Source organism: Nocardia sp. NPDC005978, assembly GCF_040614455.1.
Lineage (GTDB): Bacteria > Actinomycetota > Actinomycetes > Mycobacteriales > Mycobacteriaceae > Nocardia.
The window spans coordinates 46,048-61,764 of the sequence record NZ_JBEXUS010000018.1; the positions used below are offsets into that span (position 1 = coordinate 46,048).

General features: G+C 67.1%; 15 protein-coding genes. 10 read left to right on the top strand and 5 right to left on the bottom strand.

The features are described 5' to 3' along the window. Positions 1-40 precede the first annotated feature (40 nt). Genes ABZ319_RS10965 through ABZ319_RS10995 form a run of 7 tightly spaced genes read left to right on the top strand, consistent with a single transcriptional unit; the run spans position 41 to position 8,402 of the window. Positions 41-1,699, top strand: coding sequence for an ABC transporter substrate-binding protein (locus ABZ319_RS10965; RefSeq protein WP_354986178.1), 1,659 nt, complete (start codon positions 41-43; stop codon positions 1,697-1,699). 4 nt (positions 1,700-1,703) lie between these two features. Beyond that, entirely contained in the window at positions 1,704-2,657 is a 954-nt protein-coding gene (locus ABZ319_RS10970) for an ABC transporter permease (protein WP_354986179.1), read from the top strand. Continuing rightward, on the top strand, positions 2,654-3,454 hold the full coding sequence (locus tag ABZ319_RS10975) for an ABC transporter permease (RefSeq protein WP_354986180.1): 801 nt from the start codon (positions 2,654-2,656) through the stop codon (positions 3,452-3,454). Before ABZ319_RS10970 ends, ABZ319_RS10975 begins: the two co-directional genes overlap by 4 nt. Next, complete coding sequence (locus ABZ319_RS10980; protein WP_354986181.1) at positions 3,454-5,094, top strand: ABC transporter ATP-binding protein; 1,641 nt, start codon at positions 3,454-3,456, stop codon at positions 5,092-5,094. The genes ABZ319_RS10975 and ABZ319_RS10980 overlap by 1 nt, the downstream gene beginning before the upstream one ends. A 34-nt stretch (positions 5,095-5,128) precedes the next feature. Next, entirely contained in the window at positions 5,129-6,322 is a 1,194-nt protein-coding gene (locus ABZ319_RS10985) for an acyl-CoA dehydrogenase family protein (protein ID WP_354986182.1), read from the top strand. A gap of 8 nt (positions 6,323-6,330) precedes the next feature. Further along, positions 6,331-7,374, top strand: a complete 1,044-nt coding sequence (locus ABZ319_RS10990; protein WP_354986183.1) for an aldo/keto reductase — start codon at positions 6,331-6,333, stop codon at positions 7,372-7,374. Then, the gene (locus tag ABZ319_RS10995; RefSeq protein ID WP_354986184.1) at positions 7,371-8,402 is read left to right on the top strand and encodes an aldo/keto reductase; all 1,032 of its coding nucleotides are present in this window, start codon (positions 7,371-7,373) and stop codon (positions 8,400-8,402) included. The genes ABZ319_RS10990 and ABZ319_RS10995 overlap by 4 nt, the downstream gene beginning before the upstream one ends. A 67-nt stretch (positions 8,403-8,469) precedes the next feature. Here ABZ319_RS10995 and ABZ319_RS11000 read toward each other — a convergent pair whose 3' ends face one another. The 3 genes from ABZ319_RS11000 to ABZ319_RS11010 all read right to left on the bottom strand — a co-directional run bounded on the left by ABZ319_RS11000 (position 8,470) and on the right by ABZ319_RS11010 (position 10,792). Next, complete coding sequence (locus ABZ319_RS11000) at positions 8,470-9,375, bottom strand: LysR substrate-binding domain-containing protein (RefSeq protein WP_354986185.1); 906 nt, start codon at positions 9,373-9,375, stop codon at positions 8,470-8,472. A 73-nt stretch (positions 9,376-9,448) separates the two neighbouring features. Beyond that, a complete protein-coding gene (locus ABZ319_RS11005) occupies positions 9,449-10,150 on the bottom strand; it encodes a hypothetical protein (protein WP_354986186.1) in 702 nt (233 codons plus the stop codon). Positions 10,151-10,159: 9 nt separating this feature from the next. Then, positions 10,160-10,792 carry a hypothetical protein gene (locus ABZ319_RS11010; protein ID WP_354986187.1) on the bottom strand — a complete coding sequence of 211 codons (633 nt, stop codon included), beginning with the start codon at positions 10,790-10,792 and terminating at the stop codon, positions 10,160-10,162. 271 nt (positions 10,793-11,063) lie between these two features. On the opposite strand from ABZ319_RS11010, the gene crcB (ABZ319_RS11015) reads away from it, so the two are divergent. Genes crcB (ABZ319_RS11015) through ABZ319_RS11025 form a run of 3 tightly spaced genes read left to right on the top strand, consistent with a single transcriptional unit; the run spans position 11,064 to position 12,760 of the window. Then, entirely contained in the window at positions 11,064-11,543 is a 480-nt protein-coding gene (gene crcB, locus ABZ319_RS11015; RefSeq protein WP_354986188.1) for a fluoride efflux transporter CrcB, read from the top strand. Next, positions 11,543-11,905 carry a fluoride efflux transporter CrcB gene (gene crcB / locus ABZ319_RS11020; protein WP_354986189.1) on the top strand — a complete coding sequence of 121 codons (363 nt, stop codon included), beginning with the start codon at positions 11,543-11,545 and terminating at the stop codon, positions 11,903-11,905. The genes crcB (ABZ319_RS11015) and crcB (ABZ319_RS11020) overlap by 1 nt, the downstream gene beginning before the upstream one ends. A gap of 48 nt (positions 11,906-11,953) precedes the next feature. Continuing rightward, positions 11,954-12,760 (top strand): CPBP family intramembrane glutamic endopeptidase, encoded by an 807-nt coding sequence (locus ABZ319_RS11025; protein WP_354986190.1) that lies wholly within the window; start codon positions 11,954-11,956, stop codon positions 12,758-12,760. A gap of 741 nt (positions 12,761-13,501) precedes the next feature. On the opposite strand, the gene ABZ319_RS11030 is transcribed toward ABZ319_RS11025, so the two are convergent. Next, the gene (locus tag ABZ319_RS11030; protein WP_354986191.1) at positions 13,502-14,983 is read right to left on the bottom strand and encodes a DUF222 domain-containing protein; all 1,482 of its coding nucleotides are present in this window, start codon (positions 14,981-14,983) and stop codon (positions 13,502-13,504) included. 134 nt (positions 14,984-15,117) lie between these two features. Continuing rightward, positions 15,118-15,678 carry a dihydrofolate reductase family protein gene (locus ABZ319_RS11035; protein WP_354986192.1) on the bottom strand — a complete coding sequence of 187 codons (561 nt, stop codon included), beginning with the start codon at positions 15,676-15,678 and terminating at the stop codon, positions 15,118-15,120. Positions 15,679-15,717: the final 39 nt, after the last annotated feature.

Sequence of the window (15,717 nt, forward strand, 5' to 3'; positions counted from 1 at the left end):
CACTTGCGGGCAGATTCGATTCATTCAGGAGTTCTCTCACATGCCCTCAGGCAAATTCGCGAAGGCGAGCGCGCTCGCCGTGGCCACTGCACTCGTCGCGGCGGTATTGACCGGATGCGCGGCATCCGGGAACAAGGTCTCCGGCGGCGACGACAGCGGTCCGCCGGTGTCCGGTGGGACATTGCGATTCGCGGTGCTGGACGCTCCGGCGAATCTCGACCCGCATTCGGGCAGTTCCTACCCGGAGTCGTTGATCACCAGCAATATCACCGACAAACTGACCTATCAGAATCCCGATACCGGGGCCATCGAACCCTGGCTGGCCAAGTCCTGGGACATCGATCCGGCGCTGAAGGAGTTCACCTTCCACCTGCGCGACGACGTCACCTTCAGCGACGGCAGCAAGTTCACCGCCGACTCGGTCAAGGAGAACTTCGACCTGCTCGGGCGCGGTGACAAGGCGCTGGGCATCGTTCCGGTGACCGCCTACTGGGTCGGCTACGCCGAGACCACCGTGATCGACCCGGTGACCGTCAAGGTGCGCTTCGAACGCCCCAATGCCGGTTTCCCGCAGGCCCTTTCGCTGTACTTCTCCGGCATCGTCGGTCATTCCACGCTGCAGTTGCCCAAGGAGCAGCGGGCGCTGGCCAAGAACATCGTGGCCACCGGCCCGTTCACCGTTGCCGAGCACGTGTACCAGCAGAAGACCGTGCTGAAGAAGCGCCCGGGCTACAACTGGGCGCCGCAATCTCGCAAGCACCAAGGTGAGGCGTACCTCGACACGGTCGAGATCTCGGTCATCCCGGAGGCCGGCGTGCGCACCGGCGCACTGCGCGCGGGCACCGTGGACGCCATCCTGGATGTGAACAACACCGACGAGGCGCCGTTGCAGGCCGAAGGGTATCGCCTGGTGCCGCAGCTCATTCCGGGCCGCGACATCTCCCTCGACCTCAAGACCGATCGCTTCCCGACCGATGATCGCGCGGTCCGCGAGGCCGTCAAACTGGGCTGGAACCGGGACGCGCTGGCCAAGACCGTGCTCACCCCCAGCTACACCGTGTCGAGCTCGGTGGTGTCCAAGCGGGTGCCCGGCTGGGTCGACTTCTCCGCGAGCCTGAAGCAGGACCAGAAGCGCGCCGAGCAGATCCTGGACGCCGCGGGCTGGACCAAGGGTTCGGACGGCATCCGAGTGGACCGCCAGGGCCGCCGGCTCGAACTCGACCTGCTCGGGATCAACAACCTGGTCAACAACAAGCCCGCCTACGAGCTGATCCAGCAGGACCTGCGCAAGATCGGCATCGAGGTGAAGCTGAACGTGCTGCCCATCCCGGACTACACCGCCGCCGCGACCCAGCAGCAGCGCTGGAACATCCAGGTGGCCAACCAGAGTCGCGCCGACATCGCGGTGCTGGAACAGGTCTACTCCCCGCAGTACACGAACATGACGAAGCTGGCCCCGGAAAATCCGGCCTACCAGCAGGCGATCGACGTCCTGAGCGCGCTGAGCAAGACCCTCGAGGCCGGCCCGCGGGCCAAGGCGGCCGAGGCGGCCCAGCGCTTCCTGCTCGAGGATCAGATCCTCACCGTCCCGGTCTACAACCCGGCCCAGGTCACCGCGGCGAACCCGCGCGTGCACAACGTGGGCTACGAGGCGCAGTCCCGGAACGTCTTCTACGACACCTGGATCGAGGCGAGGTAGTGCGATGACCCGATATGTGCTCGCCAAGGCGGGTCAGGCGGTGTTCGTGGTGTGGGGCGCGTACACGGTGACCTTCCTGCTGCTGTACGTCCTGCCGTACGACACGGTGGACATGCTGTTCAACCCCACCGAGGGCGAGATGATGACCGCCCAGGACAAGCACGACGCGCGGGTGTACTACGGCCTCGATCACAACCTCGCCGGCCAGTACCTGAACCGCCTGTTCGACGCCGCGCGTGGTGATTTCGGCATCTCCACCCGCACCGGCGAGCAGGTGTGGCCGCTCATCCTGTCGGTGCTGCCGCAGACGGCGCTGCTGGCCGGGGTCGCCCTGGTACTGGCGGTGGCACTGGCGTTCACGGTGGCCCTGGCCGCGGCCTACACCCGCAGCCGATGGCTGGCGGATCTGCTGGCCACCGTTCCGGCGGCGGGGGTGTCGGTTCCGGTGTTCCTGGTGGGATTGGCCGTGCTGCAGGTGTTCTCGTTCCAGCTCGGCTGGTTCCCGCCGATCGGCAACGAGGGCGCGGCCGCGCTGGTGCTGCCCGCGGTGACCCTGGCGATCCCCGTATCCGCGCCGATCGCGCAACTGCTGATCAAGAACCTGGATCTGGGATTGCGCGCGGGCTACGTGACGGTCTCGGTCGCCAAGGGCGCCACCCGTTTCCAGGTCCTGGTGCGCGATGTGCTCAAGAACGCGGGCCTGCCCGCGCTCACCATCGCCGGGGTGACCCTGGGGCAGTTGCTCGCGGGCGCGGTGATCGTGGAGACGATCTTCTCGCGCTCGGGGCTGGGCCGGCTCACCGAAACCGCGGTCCGCACCCAGGACGTTCCGGTGGTGCAGGCCGTGGTGGTCTTCGCCGCGCTGGTGTTCGTCACCGTCAATTTCGCGGTCGATCTCATCTATCCGGTGCTCGACCCCCGGCTGCGTTCGCGGCTGCGGGCCGGGAGCGCGTCGTGACCGCGCTGCGGCGGGTGCCGCTGGGACTGGCGATTTCCTGGGCCGTGATCGGGGTCGTGGTGCTGTGGGCACTGCTGCCGTCCTGGTTCACCGGTTACGACCCCAACGAGGGCGACTCGGACGCCAGCTTCAGCGCGCCCAGCCTGGACCACCTGTTCGGCACCGACCGGCTGGGCCGGGATCTGCTCTCGCGCACCATTCACGGCACCGCGACCACGGTCAGCGCCACGCTGCTGGCCGTGGCGCTCGGATTCGTGATCGGTGCGGCGATCGGCCTGTTCAGCGGATTCATCGGCGGCCGGGTGGATGCGGTGGTCATGCGATTCGTCGATGTGCTGCTGGCGATTCCGAGTCTGCTGCTGGCCATGACCGTGGTCACCGCCCTCGGCTACGGCACGATCAATATCGCGGTCGCGGTGGGCATCTCGGCGGTGGCCGCGTTCGCGCGGGTGATGCGCTCGGAAGTGCTCAAGGTCGCGGGCAGCGATTACGTGGAGGCCGCGTACGGGTCCGGAGCCGGTTTCGGCCGGGTGGTGTGGCGGCACGTGCTGCCCAACTCCGTTGCCGCCGTGCTGGCTCTGGCCGCCCTGGAATGCGGTTCGGCGGTGCTGGCCGTGGCCGCGCTGGGTTTCCTCGGCTACGGTGCGCCGCCGCCGCAACCGGAATGGGGTCTGGCCGTGGCCGAGGGCCGGGACTTCCTGGCCACCTACCCGTGGATCTCGATCCTGCCCGGCGTGCTCATCGCCGTGGTCGTGCTGTCCACCAACCGCATCGGACGATCGCTGGGAGGCTCCTGATGAGCGAACAACCATTGCTGCGCATCGACAATCTGCGCGTGCGCTATCGAACCCGCCGCGGAGCGAGCGCGACGCCCGCCGTGGACGGGGTGTCGCTCGCGGTACGACCGGGCGAATTCGTCTCGGTGGTGGGCGAATCCGGCTCCGGCAAGAGCACCACCGTGCACGCGGCCCTGCATCTGCTGCCGCCCGAGGCCCAGGTTCGCGCCGACGCCCTGGAGCTGGATGGCCAGGACACCCGCGGCTGGCGCGACCGCAAACTCGCGCGGGTGCGCGGGCCCTTCGTCGGCTTCGTCCCACAGGATCCAGGCACCTCGCTCAATCCGGTGAAACGGGTCGGCGCGCAGATCCTGGAGGCGGTACGCCTGCACCGCCGCGTCGATTCGGAAACCGGCCGCGCACTGGTGCTGGCCAAACTCGACCTGGCGGGACTCGCCGATCCCGAACGGGTCGCCCGGCAGTACCCGCACGAGCTGTCCGGCGGGATGAAACAGCGCGTGCTGATCGCCATCGCGCTGGCCAGCGATCCCGCGCTGCTGGTCGCCGACGAGCCGACCTCGGCGCTGGACGTGACCGTGCAGAAGGTCATCCTGGACCGGCTGGCCGAACTGCGGGTCACGCTCGGACTGGGCGTGCTGTTGATCACCCACGATCTCGGTGTGGCGGCCGAGCGATCGGATCGGCTGATCGTGATGCAACACGGGCGCATCGTGGAGCAGGGGCCGACGGCCGAGCTCCTGTCCGACCCACGCCAGGAGTACACCCGCCGATTGATCGCGGCGGCACCGTCCGCGCACGCGGACCGGCTCGCCCCCTCGGTCGCGACACCGAAGAAGGCTGTCGGCGACCAGGAGTCACCGCGGGTGATCCTGCGCCTGCACGAGTTGAGCAAATCGTTCGGGGGCGTGCGCGCGGTGGACGACGTCTCCATCGACGTCACCGCGGGCACCACCCACGCCCTGGTGAGGGAGTCGGGTGCGGGTAAATCCACCGTGGCCCGCATCGCGGTCGGTTTCGCCGCCGCCGACTCCGGGGACATCTGGGTCGAGGACCAGCGCGTCACGGGCCTGTCCCGGCGGCGATTCCGCCCGGTGCGCACCCGCATCCAGTTCGTGCATCAGAACCCGTATTCGTCGCTGGATCCGCGATTCGACGTCGAGCAGATCATCGCCGAACCGCTGGCGGCGCTCGGGCTGGCCACCGGCGCCGATCGCAAAGCTCGGGTGCGCGAACTGCTCGACGCGGTGGCCCTGGACCGGAAGTTCCTGGACCGCAAGCCCGCCGAACTCTCCGGCGGGCAACGCCAGCGCGTGGCGATCGCCCGCGCGCTGGCCGCGTCGCCGCGGATTCTGGTCCTGGACGAGGCGGTCTCGGCCCTGGACGTCTCGGTGCAGGCCCAGATCCTGCAACTGCTCGTCGATCTCCAGCACGAACAGGGCCTGACCTATCTGTTCATCACCCACGACCTGGGCGTGGTCCGGCTCATCGCCGACGAGGTGACGGTCCTGCGCGCGGGCCGGGTCGTCGAAACCGGCACGGTCGCCGACGTTTTCACCGACCCGCGCGCCGACTACACCCGCGAGCTGCTGGCCGCGGTGCCCGGCGTCGACACCGCCGTGCCGCAACTGGTCCGGGCCTGATACCCCACGCTACGAGAAGGAAGGTGACCCGCCCATGACCGCGGTAGCCGAAAGAACCACCCCCGCCACCGGATTGGACGAAGACGCCTTCGCGGCCGCCCTCGCGGTGGTCGCCGGCAACGCCGAACGCTACGACCGCGCCGCGGTGTTCCCGGCCGATTCGTTCGCCGCACTGCGCGAGGCCGGCGTGCCGGGCCTGACCGTCCCCGTCGAATTCGGCGGACGGGGCGCGGGTCTGGCCGAAGCAGTCGAGGTGATCGAGCGCATCGGCGCGGCCGATCCCTCGGTCGGGCTGATCCTGCAGTGGAACTTCGTGAACCATCTGGGCTTGATTCGCGAGGACTGTCCGTGGCCCGAGGATCTCAAGGAAGCGGTACTGCGCTCGGCCGCGGCCGACGGCGCGCTCTTCAACGGTTTCGCGGTGGAACGCGAGCTGGGCAGTCTGGCCCGCGGCGGCCTGCCCGCCACCACCGCCACCCGCCTGCCCTCGGGTGACTGGCGCATCGACGGCGAGAAGGCGTACGCCACCGGTGTTTCCGGGCTCACCTGGTTCACCGTCACCACCCGCACCGCCGATCCCGAACCCCGCATCGCGACCTTCCTGCTCGACCGGACCGCCACCGACTGGCGCATCGAGCCCACCTGGAATCACCTCGGCCTGCGCGCCTCGGACACCCAATCGGTGATCTTCGACGGCACCGTCGTGCCCAACTCCCGGCTGCTCGAACTGCGCGAGCCGGGCGCGCCCGGGCCGCGTCCCGCGCGGCAGGCGCTGCCGATACTGCTGGCGGCCAACTACAACGGCGTCGCCATCGCGGCCCGGGACTGGCTCACCGCCTACCTGCACACCCGGGTGCCGACCGCGCTCGGGGCATCCCTGGCGACGGTGCCGCGCTTCCACGATCGCGTCGGCGAGATCGAAGCCGCCGTCCTCACCAGCCGTGCGCTGCTGCGCCGGGCCGTGACCGAACTGGCCGCCGACGAGAACACCCCGCTACCCGGGCTGGCCAAGCACGTCGCCACCGGCACCGCGATCCGGGTCACCGAATCCGCCCTCGACCTCACCGGCAATCCCGGACTGGACCGGCGGCATCCGCTCGAACGGCACCACCGCGACGCCATGGTCGGCCGAATCCATTCCCCGCAGAGCGATCTCGTCATTACCGGTCTGGGCCGGGCGGCCATCGCCCGATCCGCCCCCGTCGCGCCGGACTCCGGCAGAAAGTGAATTCCCCCATGACATTGCGCTATCTCGGCCACACCGGCGTGCTGGTCAGCCCACTCGCGCTGGGCGCCATGAACTTCGGCGCCTGGGCCAATCGCGACCACGACGACGCGGTACGCATCGTGCACCGCGCGCTGGACGCCGGCATCAACGTCGTCGACACCGCCGATGTGTATTCGCAGGGCGAGAACGAGGCCATCGTCGGCAAGGCCCTGGCGGGCCGGCGTGACGATGTGTTCCTGGCCAGCAAGTTCCACGGGCAGATCGGCAACGACCCCAACAGCCGTGGCAACTCGCGGCGCTGGATCGTGCGCGCGGTCGAGGACAGCCTGCGCCGGCTGAACACCGACCACCTCGACCTCTACCAGGTGCACCGGCCCGATCCCGATGTGCCGCTGGAGGAAACACTGCGCGCACTGCACGACCTGGTCACCGCGGGCAAGATCCGGTACTACGGCACCACCACGTTCGAGCCGCATCAGCTGGTCACCGCGCAATGGGTGGCCGACGACCGCAATCTGCAACCGCCGGTCACCGAACAGCCGCCGTACTCGATCCTGGCGCGCGGCGCCGAGCGCGCCACCCTGCCGATCGCCCGGAAATACGGTCTGGGCGTGCTGACCTGGAGTCCGCTCGCGGGCGGCTGGCTCTCGGGCCGCTACCGCCCGGGTGCGGAAGCCGCCGAATCCAGCCGCCTGACCCGCCAGCCGCACCGGCACGATCCGGCGCTGGCCGCCAATCAGCGCAAGCGGGCCGCCGCCGAGCAGCTGGCCGTGCTCGCCGACGACGCCGGGCTCACCCTGGTGCAGCTCGCGCTGGCGTTCGTACTCCAGCACCCCGCGGTCAGCAGCGTGCTCATCGGCCCGCGCACCCTGGAACAGCTCGAAACCCAGCTCGACGCGGTCCAGGTGAAGCTCAGCGCCGACGTCTTGGACCGCATCGATGAGATCGTCGCGCCCGGGGTCACCATCAGCCCCGCCGACGAGGGCTATCTGCCGCCCTCGCTCACCGATTCCCGCACCCGCCGCCGCACCCTGTCAGGAGCCGTCCGATGAGCCTTTCCGACCTTCGCACCCTGGGCCGCACCGGCGTGCGCGTGAGCCCGTTCACCCTGGGCGCCATGAACTTCGGCGCGCGCGCCAAGACCACCCATGAGGAATCGATCGCCCTGATCCACCGGGCACTCGATGCCGGAATCAATATCATCGACACCGCCGACACCTATTCGCGCGGGGAATCGGAAATCATCGTCGGCAAGGCGCTGCGCGGGCGGCGCGATCAGATCATCCTGGCCAGCAAATTCCACGGGATCGTGGACGACGACCTCACCCACCGCGGCAACTCCCGCCGCTGGATCGTGCGCGCGGTGGAGGATTCGCTGCGCCGCCTCGACGTCGACCACCTGGACCTGTACCAGGTGCATCGCCCCGAAACCGTGACCGCGGTGGACGAAACCATCGGCGCGCTCGATGATCTCGTGCGCGCGGGCAAGATCCGGTACTACGGCACCTCGGTGTTCTCGCCCGGTGAGCTGATCGAAGCGCAGTGGGTGGCCGACCGCCGCAAACTCAATCGCCCGGCCACCGAACAGGTTCCGTACTCCCCGCTCGTTCGCGGCATCGAGCGCGAGACCCTGCCCATCGCCCGTGAATACGGACTGGGCGTCATCACCTTCGGCCCCCTTGCCGCGGGCTGGCTCTCGGGCAACTACCGGGTGGGCGCCGAGCAGCCCGAATCCTTCCGCGCCGATCTCATCCCCGGTCGCTTCGACATCGCATCGGAGCACAATGCCGCCAAACTAGCGGCCGCCGAGGCACTGTCGGTGCTCGCCGAGGAATCCGGGCTCTCGCTCATCGAATTGTCCATCGGATTCGTCCTGGCACACCCGGACGTCACCTCCGCCATCATCGGACCGCGCACCGAAGCCCACCTGACCGCGTATCTGAAGGCATCAGAAGTCGTGCTCGGTGACGACATCCTGGATCGCATCGACGACATCGTTCCGCCGGGAACGCTGTTCCACGAGCGCGACAGCGGCAAGATCCCCGACGCGCTGGCCGACCCCGCACTGCGCCGCAGCTGATCGGCGTGCGGCGCGATCTCGCCTCGCGCCGCACCGTTCGACGGCAGCGCAATCGCTCGGCCCCTGCTCAACCGGCCAGTTGCAGGGGCTGGGCGATCGCGCGCAGCGCGTGAATGGCCGCCGCCACCGCGGGGCGTTCCAGGGAGGCACGCCGGTAGGTCACCCCGATCTGCCGACTGCCCCCGGCCACCGGGCAGGCGATGAGGTGGTGATGCTCGGGCGCGACCGACATCTGCGGCACGATGGTCACGCCCAAGCCGTAATCCACCATCTCGGCCATGGCTTCGAAACTGGCACTGCGATGTTCGATGCGCGGCGCGAAGCCCGACTCCCGGCACGCGTAGAGCACCGACGCGATCGAGGGCGCGCCATCGCGAGCGGTGATCCAGTCCGCATCCCGCACGGCCGACAGACCGTGCTGAAGCACGCGTTCGCGCAACACTTCCGGGGCGAGCAGCACCAGCGGATCGCTGAACAGGAACTCCGAGGCCATACCCAGCGGCAGATCCCGCGTGCGGAACGAATACGAATAGGTGATCGCCAGATCCACTTCCTGCTGGCGCACCGCGGGCACCGAATCCACCGGCATCAGATCCACCACGCGCACACGCAAGCGCGGATACGCCTCGCGCAGCTGCACCACCACCGGCAGCGCCAATCCGACCTGAGCGGTGCGGAAGGTCGCCAGGGTGAGTACGCCGCTGATCTGCTCGGCGGTGGCCGCCACCGCGCTCTCGGCTTCCTCTAGCGCGGCCAGCACCCGGGACGTGTGATCGACCAGCACCCGCCCGGCCGGAGTCAAGCGCAGCACCCGGCCCTCGCGACGGGTGAGAACCGTCCCGACCTCTTCCTCCAGAATCCGCAACTGCTGGGACACCGCCGAGGTGGTGATGCCGTGCAGCTCCGAGACCGCGGTCATGGTGGTGTGTTCGGCCAGGTCCCGCAACAGGATGAGACGTCGGATGTCGTACACGTCTGCCTCGCTTTCGCCCCCGTGCTGGAACCCTGATCTTCGGCGCGAGCGAGCGCGCGGGACATGCTTTGGATCAGTGCGATTCTGTGTCGTCGCCGAACCACCAGGCTTCGATCGGGTCATCCTCGTAATACGCCGGCGTGGGGCGATATCCGCTCACGAGCTCGAAGGTCGTGGCCCCGGTGCGGAGTGCGATATCGCGAATAGCGGCCAGCGCCGGATCATCTCGGGGATGATCGAGCCAGGCGTCCTCGGTGATGCCGTGCCACCCGAGCGCGTGCCACAGGGCAATGGTTTCGACGTCGCCGGCGTGCTCCGCGGCACGCACGACCTCGTGCACGACCTCGGCCAGGGGCGCCGGAGCGAGCGGCTCGGCATCGGAGCCCGTGATCTGCCCGGACTGGATCATTGTGCGCCACAGCGCGGTTCCCGCATCGCAGTACAGGTGGGGCGGATCGACGTAGCCGTCTTCGAGCCAGCCCGAGGGATCTTCCTCCGGGTCGATCTCGGCCAGCGCGGTGAATTCGGTGAGCTGTTCGAAGTAGTCTGCGCGGCCGCTGTATTCGGGGTGCTGTCGTAGCTCGAAACGATGGGTGAAGCCGCGCTCGAGCAGGATGTCCAGCAGTCGGAAGTGCGTGAAGGAGCAGTCGTAGACATCCTGGTAGCGATACAGCGTGGCTATCCGTTCGCGTACGCGGCGATCATCTTTCGGGGAGGCGACGTGGAGCAGGCGGATCGACTGTTCGATCAGGTCCTCGACGACGTGCAGTGACATGCGCGTGCCTCAGCCCCGAGCAAGGACGGCAGCATCCACGTACCGCGGATCCCGGGCGATCGCGGTGCTGCTCGACTCGCCCGTCGATTCCTCGGCCTCGGCCAGCCGCACGAGCAGATCGAAATAGCTGCCCTCGGCCACCCGCAGATCCGCGATCGTGCGCGTGAGATCGAGATCAGCCGCGAACCGCGCCCCAGCGGTTCCCACGGACAGCGTGGCCAGCCACCCGGTGGAGTCGGCCGCGAACATCGAACCGCTGGTCTCGGCCCAGAACAGCACCGTACTCGGTGCGTCCGAGGCGCTCATCCGTCCCGCAGCGGCGAGCATGAGCAGCGCGGTGTAGATATTCGACTCACAGAATCCGAAGTGCATGAGATAGGCCTCGAGGGCCCCGTCCCGATAGGTCAGCACATAGGTGAGCCCGCCGGTGTCCTCCCCGAAACAATCCGCGAAGTACTCGCGCGGCGTGACTCCCACCTCGGCCTGCCCCCAATCGGCCGCCTTCCCATCCCAGAACCAGCCGTCGAACATGGCGCCGGCATTCTCGATCACCGCCGGCTCCGGTGCGGGTGTTTCCAGCCAGCGCTCGAAAGCATCCCGCCCCATGGGAATTCGCGCGGCAACCACGAACGTGTCCGACACAATCGGCTCCTCATCGATCTCTCCGAACCCATCGTCTCGGGCCCTGGGCAATCGTAGATCCCGCGCCCGACACGATCTCGGCATCGGATTCGATCCGAGCGCAACGCCCGGCCTCGAGGGCCGTGCGCGGCGTCCGGCAGCACCCGGTCTAGGATCGATCTCGCGGCGGTGGGGCTCGCCGCTCCGAACCTGGATTCGGAACAACCGCGGGAATCTCCGCCAACAGTCCCTACCCCACATCCGCGTGCGCGGCCATGGAGTAGGAGACGTCATGCCCGGCGAACCAATGCCCATCGATCCCGATTTCGACGCGACCGATGCAGGTCAGAAGCGGGAAATCAGCGGAACACACGGCGCTGTGCTCGCCGTCATCGCAGCCGGGGGAGCACTCGGCGCACTGAGCCGATACGGCCTCACCCTCGCCTGGCCTGCCCCCGCCGAAGGATTCCCGTGGGCGATATTCGTCATCAATGTGGTGGGCAGCTTCCTGCTGGGTGTGCTGATGGTCGTCATCACCGAAATCCGCCCCGCGCACCCCCTGGTCCGCCCATTCCTGGGCGTCGGAATCCTCGGGGGCTTCACCACGTTCTCCACCTACGCCAACGACATTCGAGCGCTATTGAATCCGGACACGGTCGTCACCGCCGCGGCCTACCTCATCGGCACCCTGACCGCAGCCCTCACGGCCACCGCCTGCGCGCTGATTCTCACCCGCTACGCCGCACGGTCCATCCGGACGGAGACGATCTGATGGACGCACTGCTGGTAATCCTCGGCGCCGCGCTCGGCGCACCTTCCCGCTACCTCCTCGATCGCGCCATCCAATCCCGCCACGAGAGCCGATTCCCCTGGGGCACAGCAATCGTCAACATCTCGGGCTGCCTACTGCTGGGCGCGCTCACCGGCGCGGGTCTCGCGCAATCCTGGATGCTGTTGGCGGGAACCGGATTCTGTGGCGCTTTCACCACCTACAGCACTTTCAGCTACGAGACGATTCGCCTGACCGAGCAGCGCGCCTATCGCCCGGCGGCTATCTATGCCATCGGCAGCGTCGTAGCCGGGCTTATCGCCGCCGTTGCGGGCTACGCCGTCACCCATGCGCTGTGGGGTTAGTCGGCGAGTAAGCCACTCTTACAGACCGGACGGCATTATCTTTGCTGAATGGGCACAACATCCGCTGTACCGCCGCGGGAGCGGCCCGCGCGTCGTCTGACCTACCTGGGTTTCGCGGCGATCGTCGTCGTTTACCTCGCAATCATCCAGGGCGGCGGGATTCTGCTGTCGAAACTCTCCGGGGAAGACGATTTCTTCACCACCCGGGGCGTCTTCTTCGGCATGATCATCCCACTCGGCGTGGCCTTGGCCTTCACCTACGGCATTGCCGCCTATCTGGGCTGGCTGCGGCCGGTGCTGCGGGATGACCGGCCGGTTCAGCCGTGGGTGCGCGTGGTGCCGATCGTATTTCTCATCGCCATCGCCCTCGGCATCGACTACAGCGCTCTCGCGGACAAGGGCTGGGTGTATATCGTCGTTCTTTTGCTGGCGACGCAATTCGTCGGCTGGGGCGAAGAGGGCATGTTCCGGGGCATCGGTGTCACCGTACTGCGCCGGCACGGGCTGACCGAAGGTCGCGTAGCGCTGTGGTCGAGTGTGATATTCGGTGCTGTTCATCTGACGAATGTTGTCGGGCATGGCATCTCCGCGCTGCCGCAGGCTGTGATGGTCAGTCTCGCGGGGTATTTCTTCTATCTGATTCGGCGTGTGTCCGGGGGGAATGCGCTGAACTCGGTCATTCACGGGTTGTTCGATTTCGCGCTGCTCAGTGGGAGTGCTGTGGTGGCGGATCAGCAGTCGTATGTGGGGACGTTGCTGCCGGTGTTGGTTTATCCAGTGTTGGCGATCGTCTTGTTCGTCAAGCGGCGTGACATTGAGGTCGAGAGTGGGGGTGTGTCAGGGGCGGGCAGGTAGGGGGCTGTTCGGTATGCGTGGCTGGGTTTCGGGGGGATCGGAGCGTTGGGTGGGTGGTTGCGGTTCGGGACGACTGGATAGCGAGATACCAGCGTTGTGCGGTAGGGGACTTGCCTGCGGTTCCAGCCCTGCCGGGGCAGAGCAGCCTGGATAACGGGATACCAGCGGGGACCGGTGGGGAGCCTCGACTGCGGTTCCAGCCCTGCCGGGGCAGAGCAGCCTGGATAACGGGATACCAGCGGGGACCGATTGGGAGCTTCGACTACGGTTCCAGCCCTCCCGAGGGAGAGCAGCCTGGATAACGGAATACCAGCCGGGCCCGGGTTGGGAGCCTCGACGGCGGTACCGGCCCTACCGGGCCGATAAACGGAATCCACCACCGGCGGGGGTACAAGCAAGCCTCGAATCAACTATCGCTCACCACAATCACCACCTCGGGCAGAACCAGCATTCAGAGATGACGAGTCTTTGTCTGTAGGTCTCGAGAAGGTTCCCACGGCCATCCAGCCACGCTGGAAGGGCGAAAGCGCTCCCAGCTGGGGAGCCGAAATCGGGTACGGCAGGCGAAGTAACCAGCACTGCCGCGTTGTACTTGCTTGTTCTCCCGAACCCCGCCGGAACGCGAAGGGCGCGTGCGGGTCTCGGCTACGTCGGCCACTGGAGTGAACACCGATGCCGCTCTCAGCCCTTGGGGTTGGGCTTTGAGGTTTGGGGTTTGGGTTCCGGCTGGAGGGCGGCGCTTTAGCAGAGTCGCCGCGCCGGGATACCCGGCACACCCGAAGGACTCGGCACACGCGGGTGATGACTGAAATTCACCCGAGGTCTACGAGCGGGGTCGATATGCGGTGGGGGTATCCACCCCGTTTTGCCCGGATGCTCCGAATCGGGCGGCATGACGATCGTTTTCCAGCCGTTTGGGCCAGTGTTGATCTGTGCGTGGCAGGCATCGCACGCGAAAGTCAGGTTCTCGATGTCGGTGTCGCCGCCATCAGCCCACTCCTTGATGTGGTGGACTGCGGAGCGGGTGGCGGGGGCGTCGCATCCGGGTCGGGTGCACCCGCGCTCGACCGCGGTGAGTGCCAGGCGCTGCTCTACCGATGCCAGGCGTTGACCACGGGAGAGGTGCAGTGGGCGGCCGTTGGCGTCCACGATCACCAGGTACGGGGTCGACCGCGCGGCCAGTTTGATCGCTTCGGTGATCGAGAGCGTGCCACCGGTGTTCGTGGTAGCGAGCCCGGTACGCTGCTCCAGGTCCGTCAGGCGCATGGTCACCACGGTCGAGACCGGCAGCCCCCGGTGATAGCCGAGCTTGGTGGGCCCCATATCGGGCTGCAGGAACCGCAGCAGCGCATCATGATTGCGTTGCGCTTCACTGCGGTGGTCACGCTTGGCAGCAGCCCGCAACACCGCACGCGCGGCGACGGTCGCAGCATCGGCGTCACTGTCATCGGCGTCGATTTCGGTGTCGATCCCGAGTTGCGCGGTGGTGTGCGGGCTCTCGGGATCATCGGGGTTACACATGCCGGGGCGCGCGAACTTGGCGAACATGGGCAGGAACACCGCACCCAACTCCGGGGTGAGCAACCCCGAGATCGGGAACATCCCATCCGCGCGTTGACGCCCGATGTAGATCCCGCGCATGCGTTGCCGGTCCTTGTCCGCGGTCAACACCCCGTCGGGGTCGGTGTATGCCAGGACCCGGACTCCGAGTTGGGTCACGCCTTTGGGGTCGCCGGTGCGTGCGTAGTCGGTCAGGGAGCGTTCGGCGAGTTCCTTGAGCTTCGGTTCCACGCTCGCGGGGATCCGGTCCAGGACCTTCACGATCGCTTGCACGTGCTCGGCGGAGATCTCTCCCGCGCGCTGAGCGTCAGCAATGTGGGGAAACACGGGCGGCCGCTGGAGACTGCCTTCGGACACCGTGGAGAGCCGGTCTGCGTTCCGCACCCGAGCAGCCGCGTCGAAGTGGGAGATCCGGAGGGTCTGTTGCAGGAACACGATCAGACTCTTCACTCCGGCCTGCGTGTTCAACCCCCGCACACCGCATTCGAGGACGAAGCGTTGCTTCACCGCTTCGAGCATGCGGAAACTGGTCTCGAGTTCCTGCATCTTCTCGACGAACTCGGCATCGGGCAACGAGAACAGAGGCGATTCGAGCAGGTTCTCCACAATGGCAGCGTGCGCGGTGACACTCTGCGCGATGGTGGTTTCCCCTCCCGAATTCATACCCCTATTCTACTCCGCGATAGCAGCCCGCAATAGCCCAATTGCATTGTGATACAACAATATTCAGACGCATTCGCAGTTCAGAACCGCACGGATGTTCAGCAGCCGCAAATAAACGCGTCCCCGCGCCCCACTCACCTCACACGCCCGTATCGCAGATAGACCACACGCGAACTGAACGTCCGCGATTCGAGCAATTGCAATTCCAGCGACTGCGGCAGCGGCGGAAAGTACGAGATCCCACTCCCGATGATCACTGGGCACACGAACAACCGATACTCGTCGATCAGATCCTCGGCAATGGCCGCGGCGGTGAGCTGCGCTCCGTCGATGGCCACCACGCCATCTCCCGACCGATTGCACAGCGCGTTCAGCTCGTTCGCGAGATCCGTTGTGGCGAGCCGGGCGTTGCCGCGCACCGCATTCAGCGTGCGGGAGAACACCACTTTGGGAATCGGCTGCCAGATGCGCGCGAACTCGAGGTCGTCGGCCTCGGTCATGGTCTGCTCCGCAGTCTCCCAAACCAGCATGGTCTCGTACAGTTTGCGGCCGCACACGTGCGCGGCCACCTGCCGCGTCTGCTCATTGTGGAAGCGCATGAGCTCGGTATCCGGTGCTGTCCAGCTTATGTCGTCGTGTGGACCGGCGGTAAAACCGTCCAGGGACACACTCATCGAGTAGATCACGGGCAGCATCGGTGGCTCCTCGGCGACTGGCGGTGCGAGTCGGTCGAA

Bases quoted from the DNA above. Each gene is read 5' to 3' on its own strand.
- ABZ319_RS10965 (WP_354986178.1), top strand. From the start codon at position 41: ATGCCCTCAGGCAAATTCGCGAAGGCGAGCGCGCTCGCCGTGGCCACT.
- ABZ319_RS11025 (WP_354986190.1), top strand. From the start codon at position 11,954: ATGGGCACAACATCCGCTGTACCGCCGCGGGAGCGGCCCGCGCGTCGT.
- ABZ319_RS11005 (WP_354986186.1), bottom strand. From the start codon at position 10,150: ATGTCACTGCACGTCGTCGAGGACCTGATCGAACAGTCGATCCGCCTG.
- ABZ319_RS10980 (WP_354986181.1), top strand. From the start codon at position 3,454: ATGAGCGAACAACCATTGCTGCGCATCGACAATCTGCGCGTGCGCTAT.
- crcB (WP_354986188.1), top strand. From the start codon at position 11,064: ATGCCCGGCGAACCAATGCCCATCGATCCCGATTTCGACGCGACCGAT.
- ABZ319_RS11035 (WP_354986192.1), bottom strand. From the start codon at position 15,678: ATGCTGCCCGTGATCTACTCGATGAGTGTGTCCCTGGACGGTTTTACC.
- ABZ319_RS10990 (WP_354986183.1), top strand. From the start codon at position 6,331: ATGACATTGCGCTATCTCGGCCACACCGGCGTGCTGGTCAGCCCACTC.
- ABZ319_RS10970 (WP_354986179.1), top strand. From the start codon at position 1,704: ATGACCCGATATGTGCTCGCCAAGGCGGGTCAGGCGGTGTTCGTGGTG.
- ABZ319_RS10995 (WP_354986184.1), top strand. From the start codon at position 7,371: ATGAGCCTTTCCGACCTTCGCACCCTGGGCCGCACCGGCGTGCGCGTG.
- ABZ319_RS10985 (WP_354986182.1), top strand. From the start codon at position 5,129: ATGACCGCGGTAGCCGAAAGAACCACCCCCGCCACCGGATTGGACGAA.
- ABZ319_RS11030 (WP_354986191.1), bottom strand. From the start codon at position 14,983: ATGAATTCGGGAGGGGAAACCACCATCGCGCAGAGTGTCACCGCGCAC.
- crcB (WP_354986189.1), top strand. From the start codon at position 11,543: ATGGACGCACTGCTGGTAATCCTCGGCGCCGCGCTCGGCGCACCTTCC.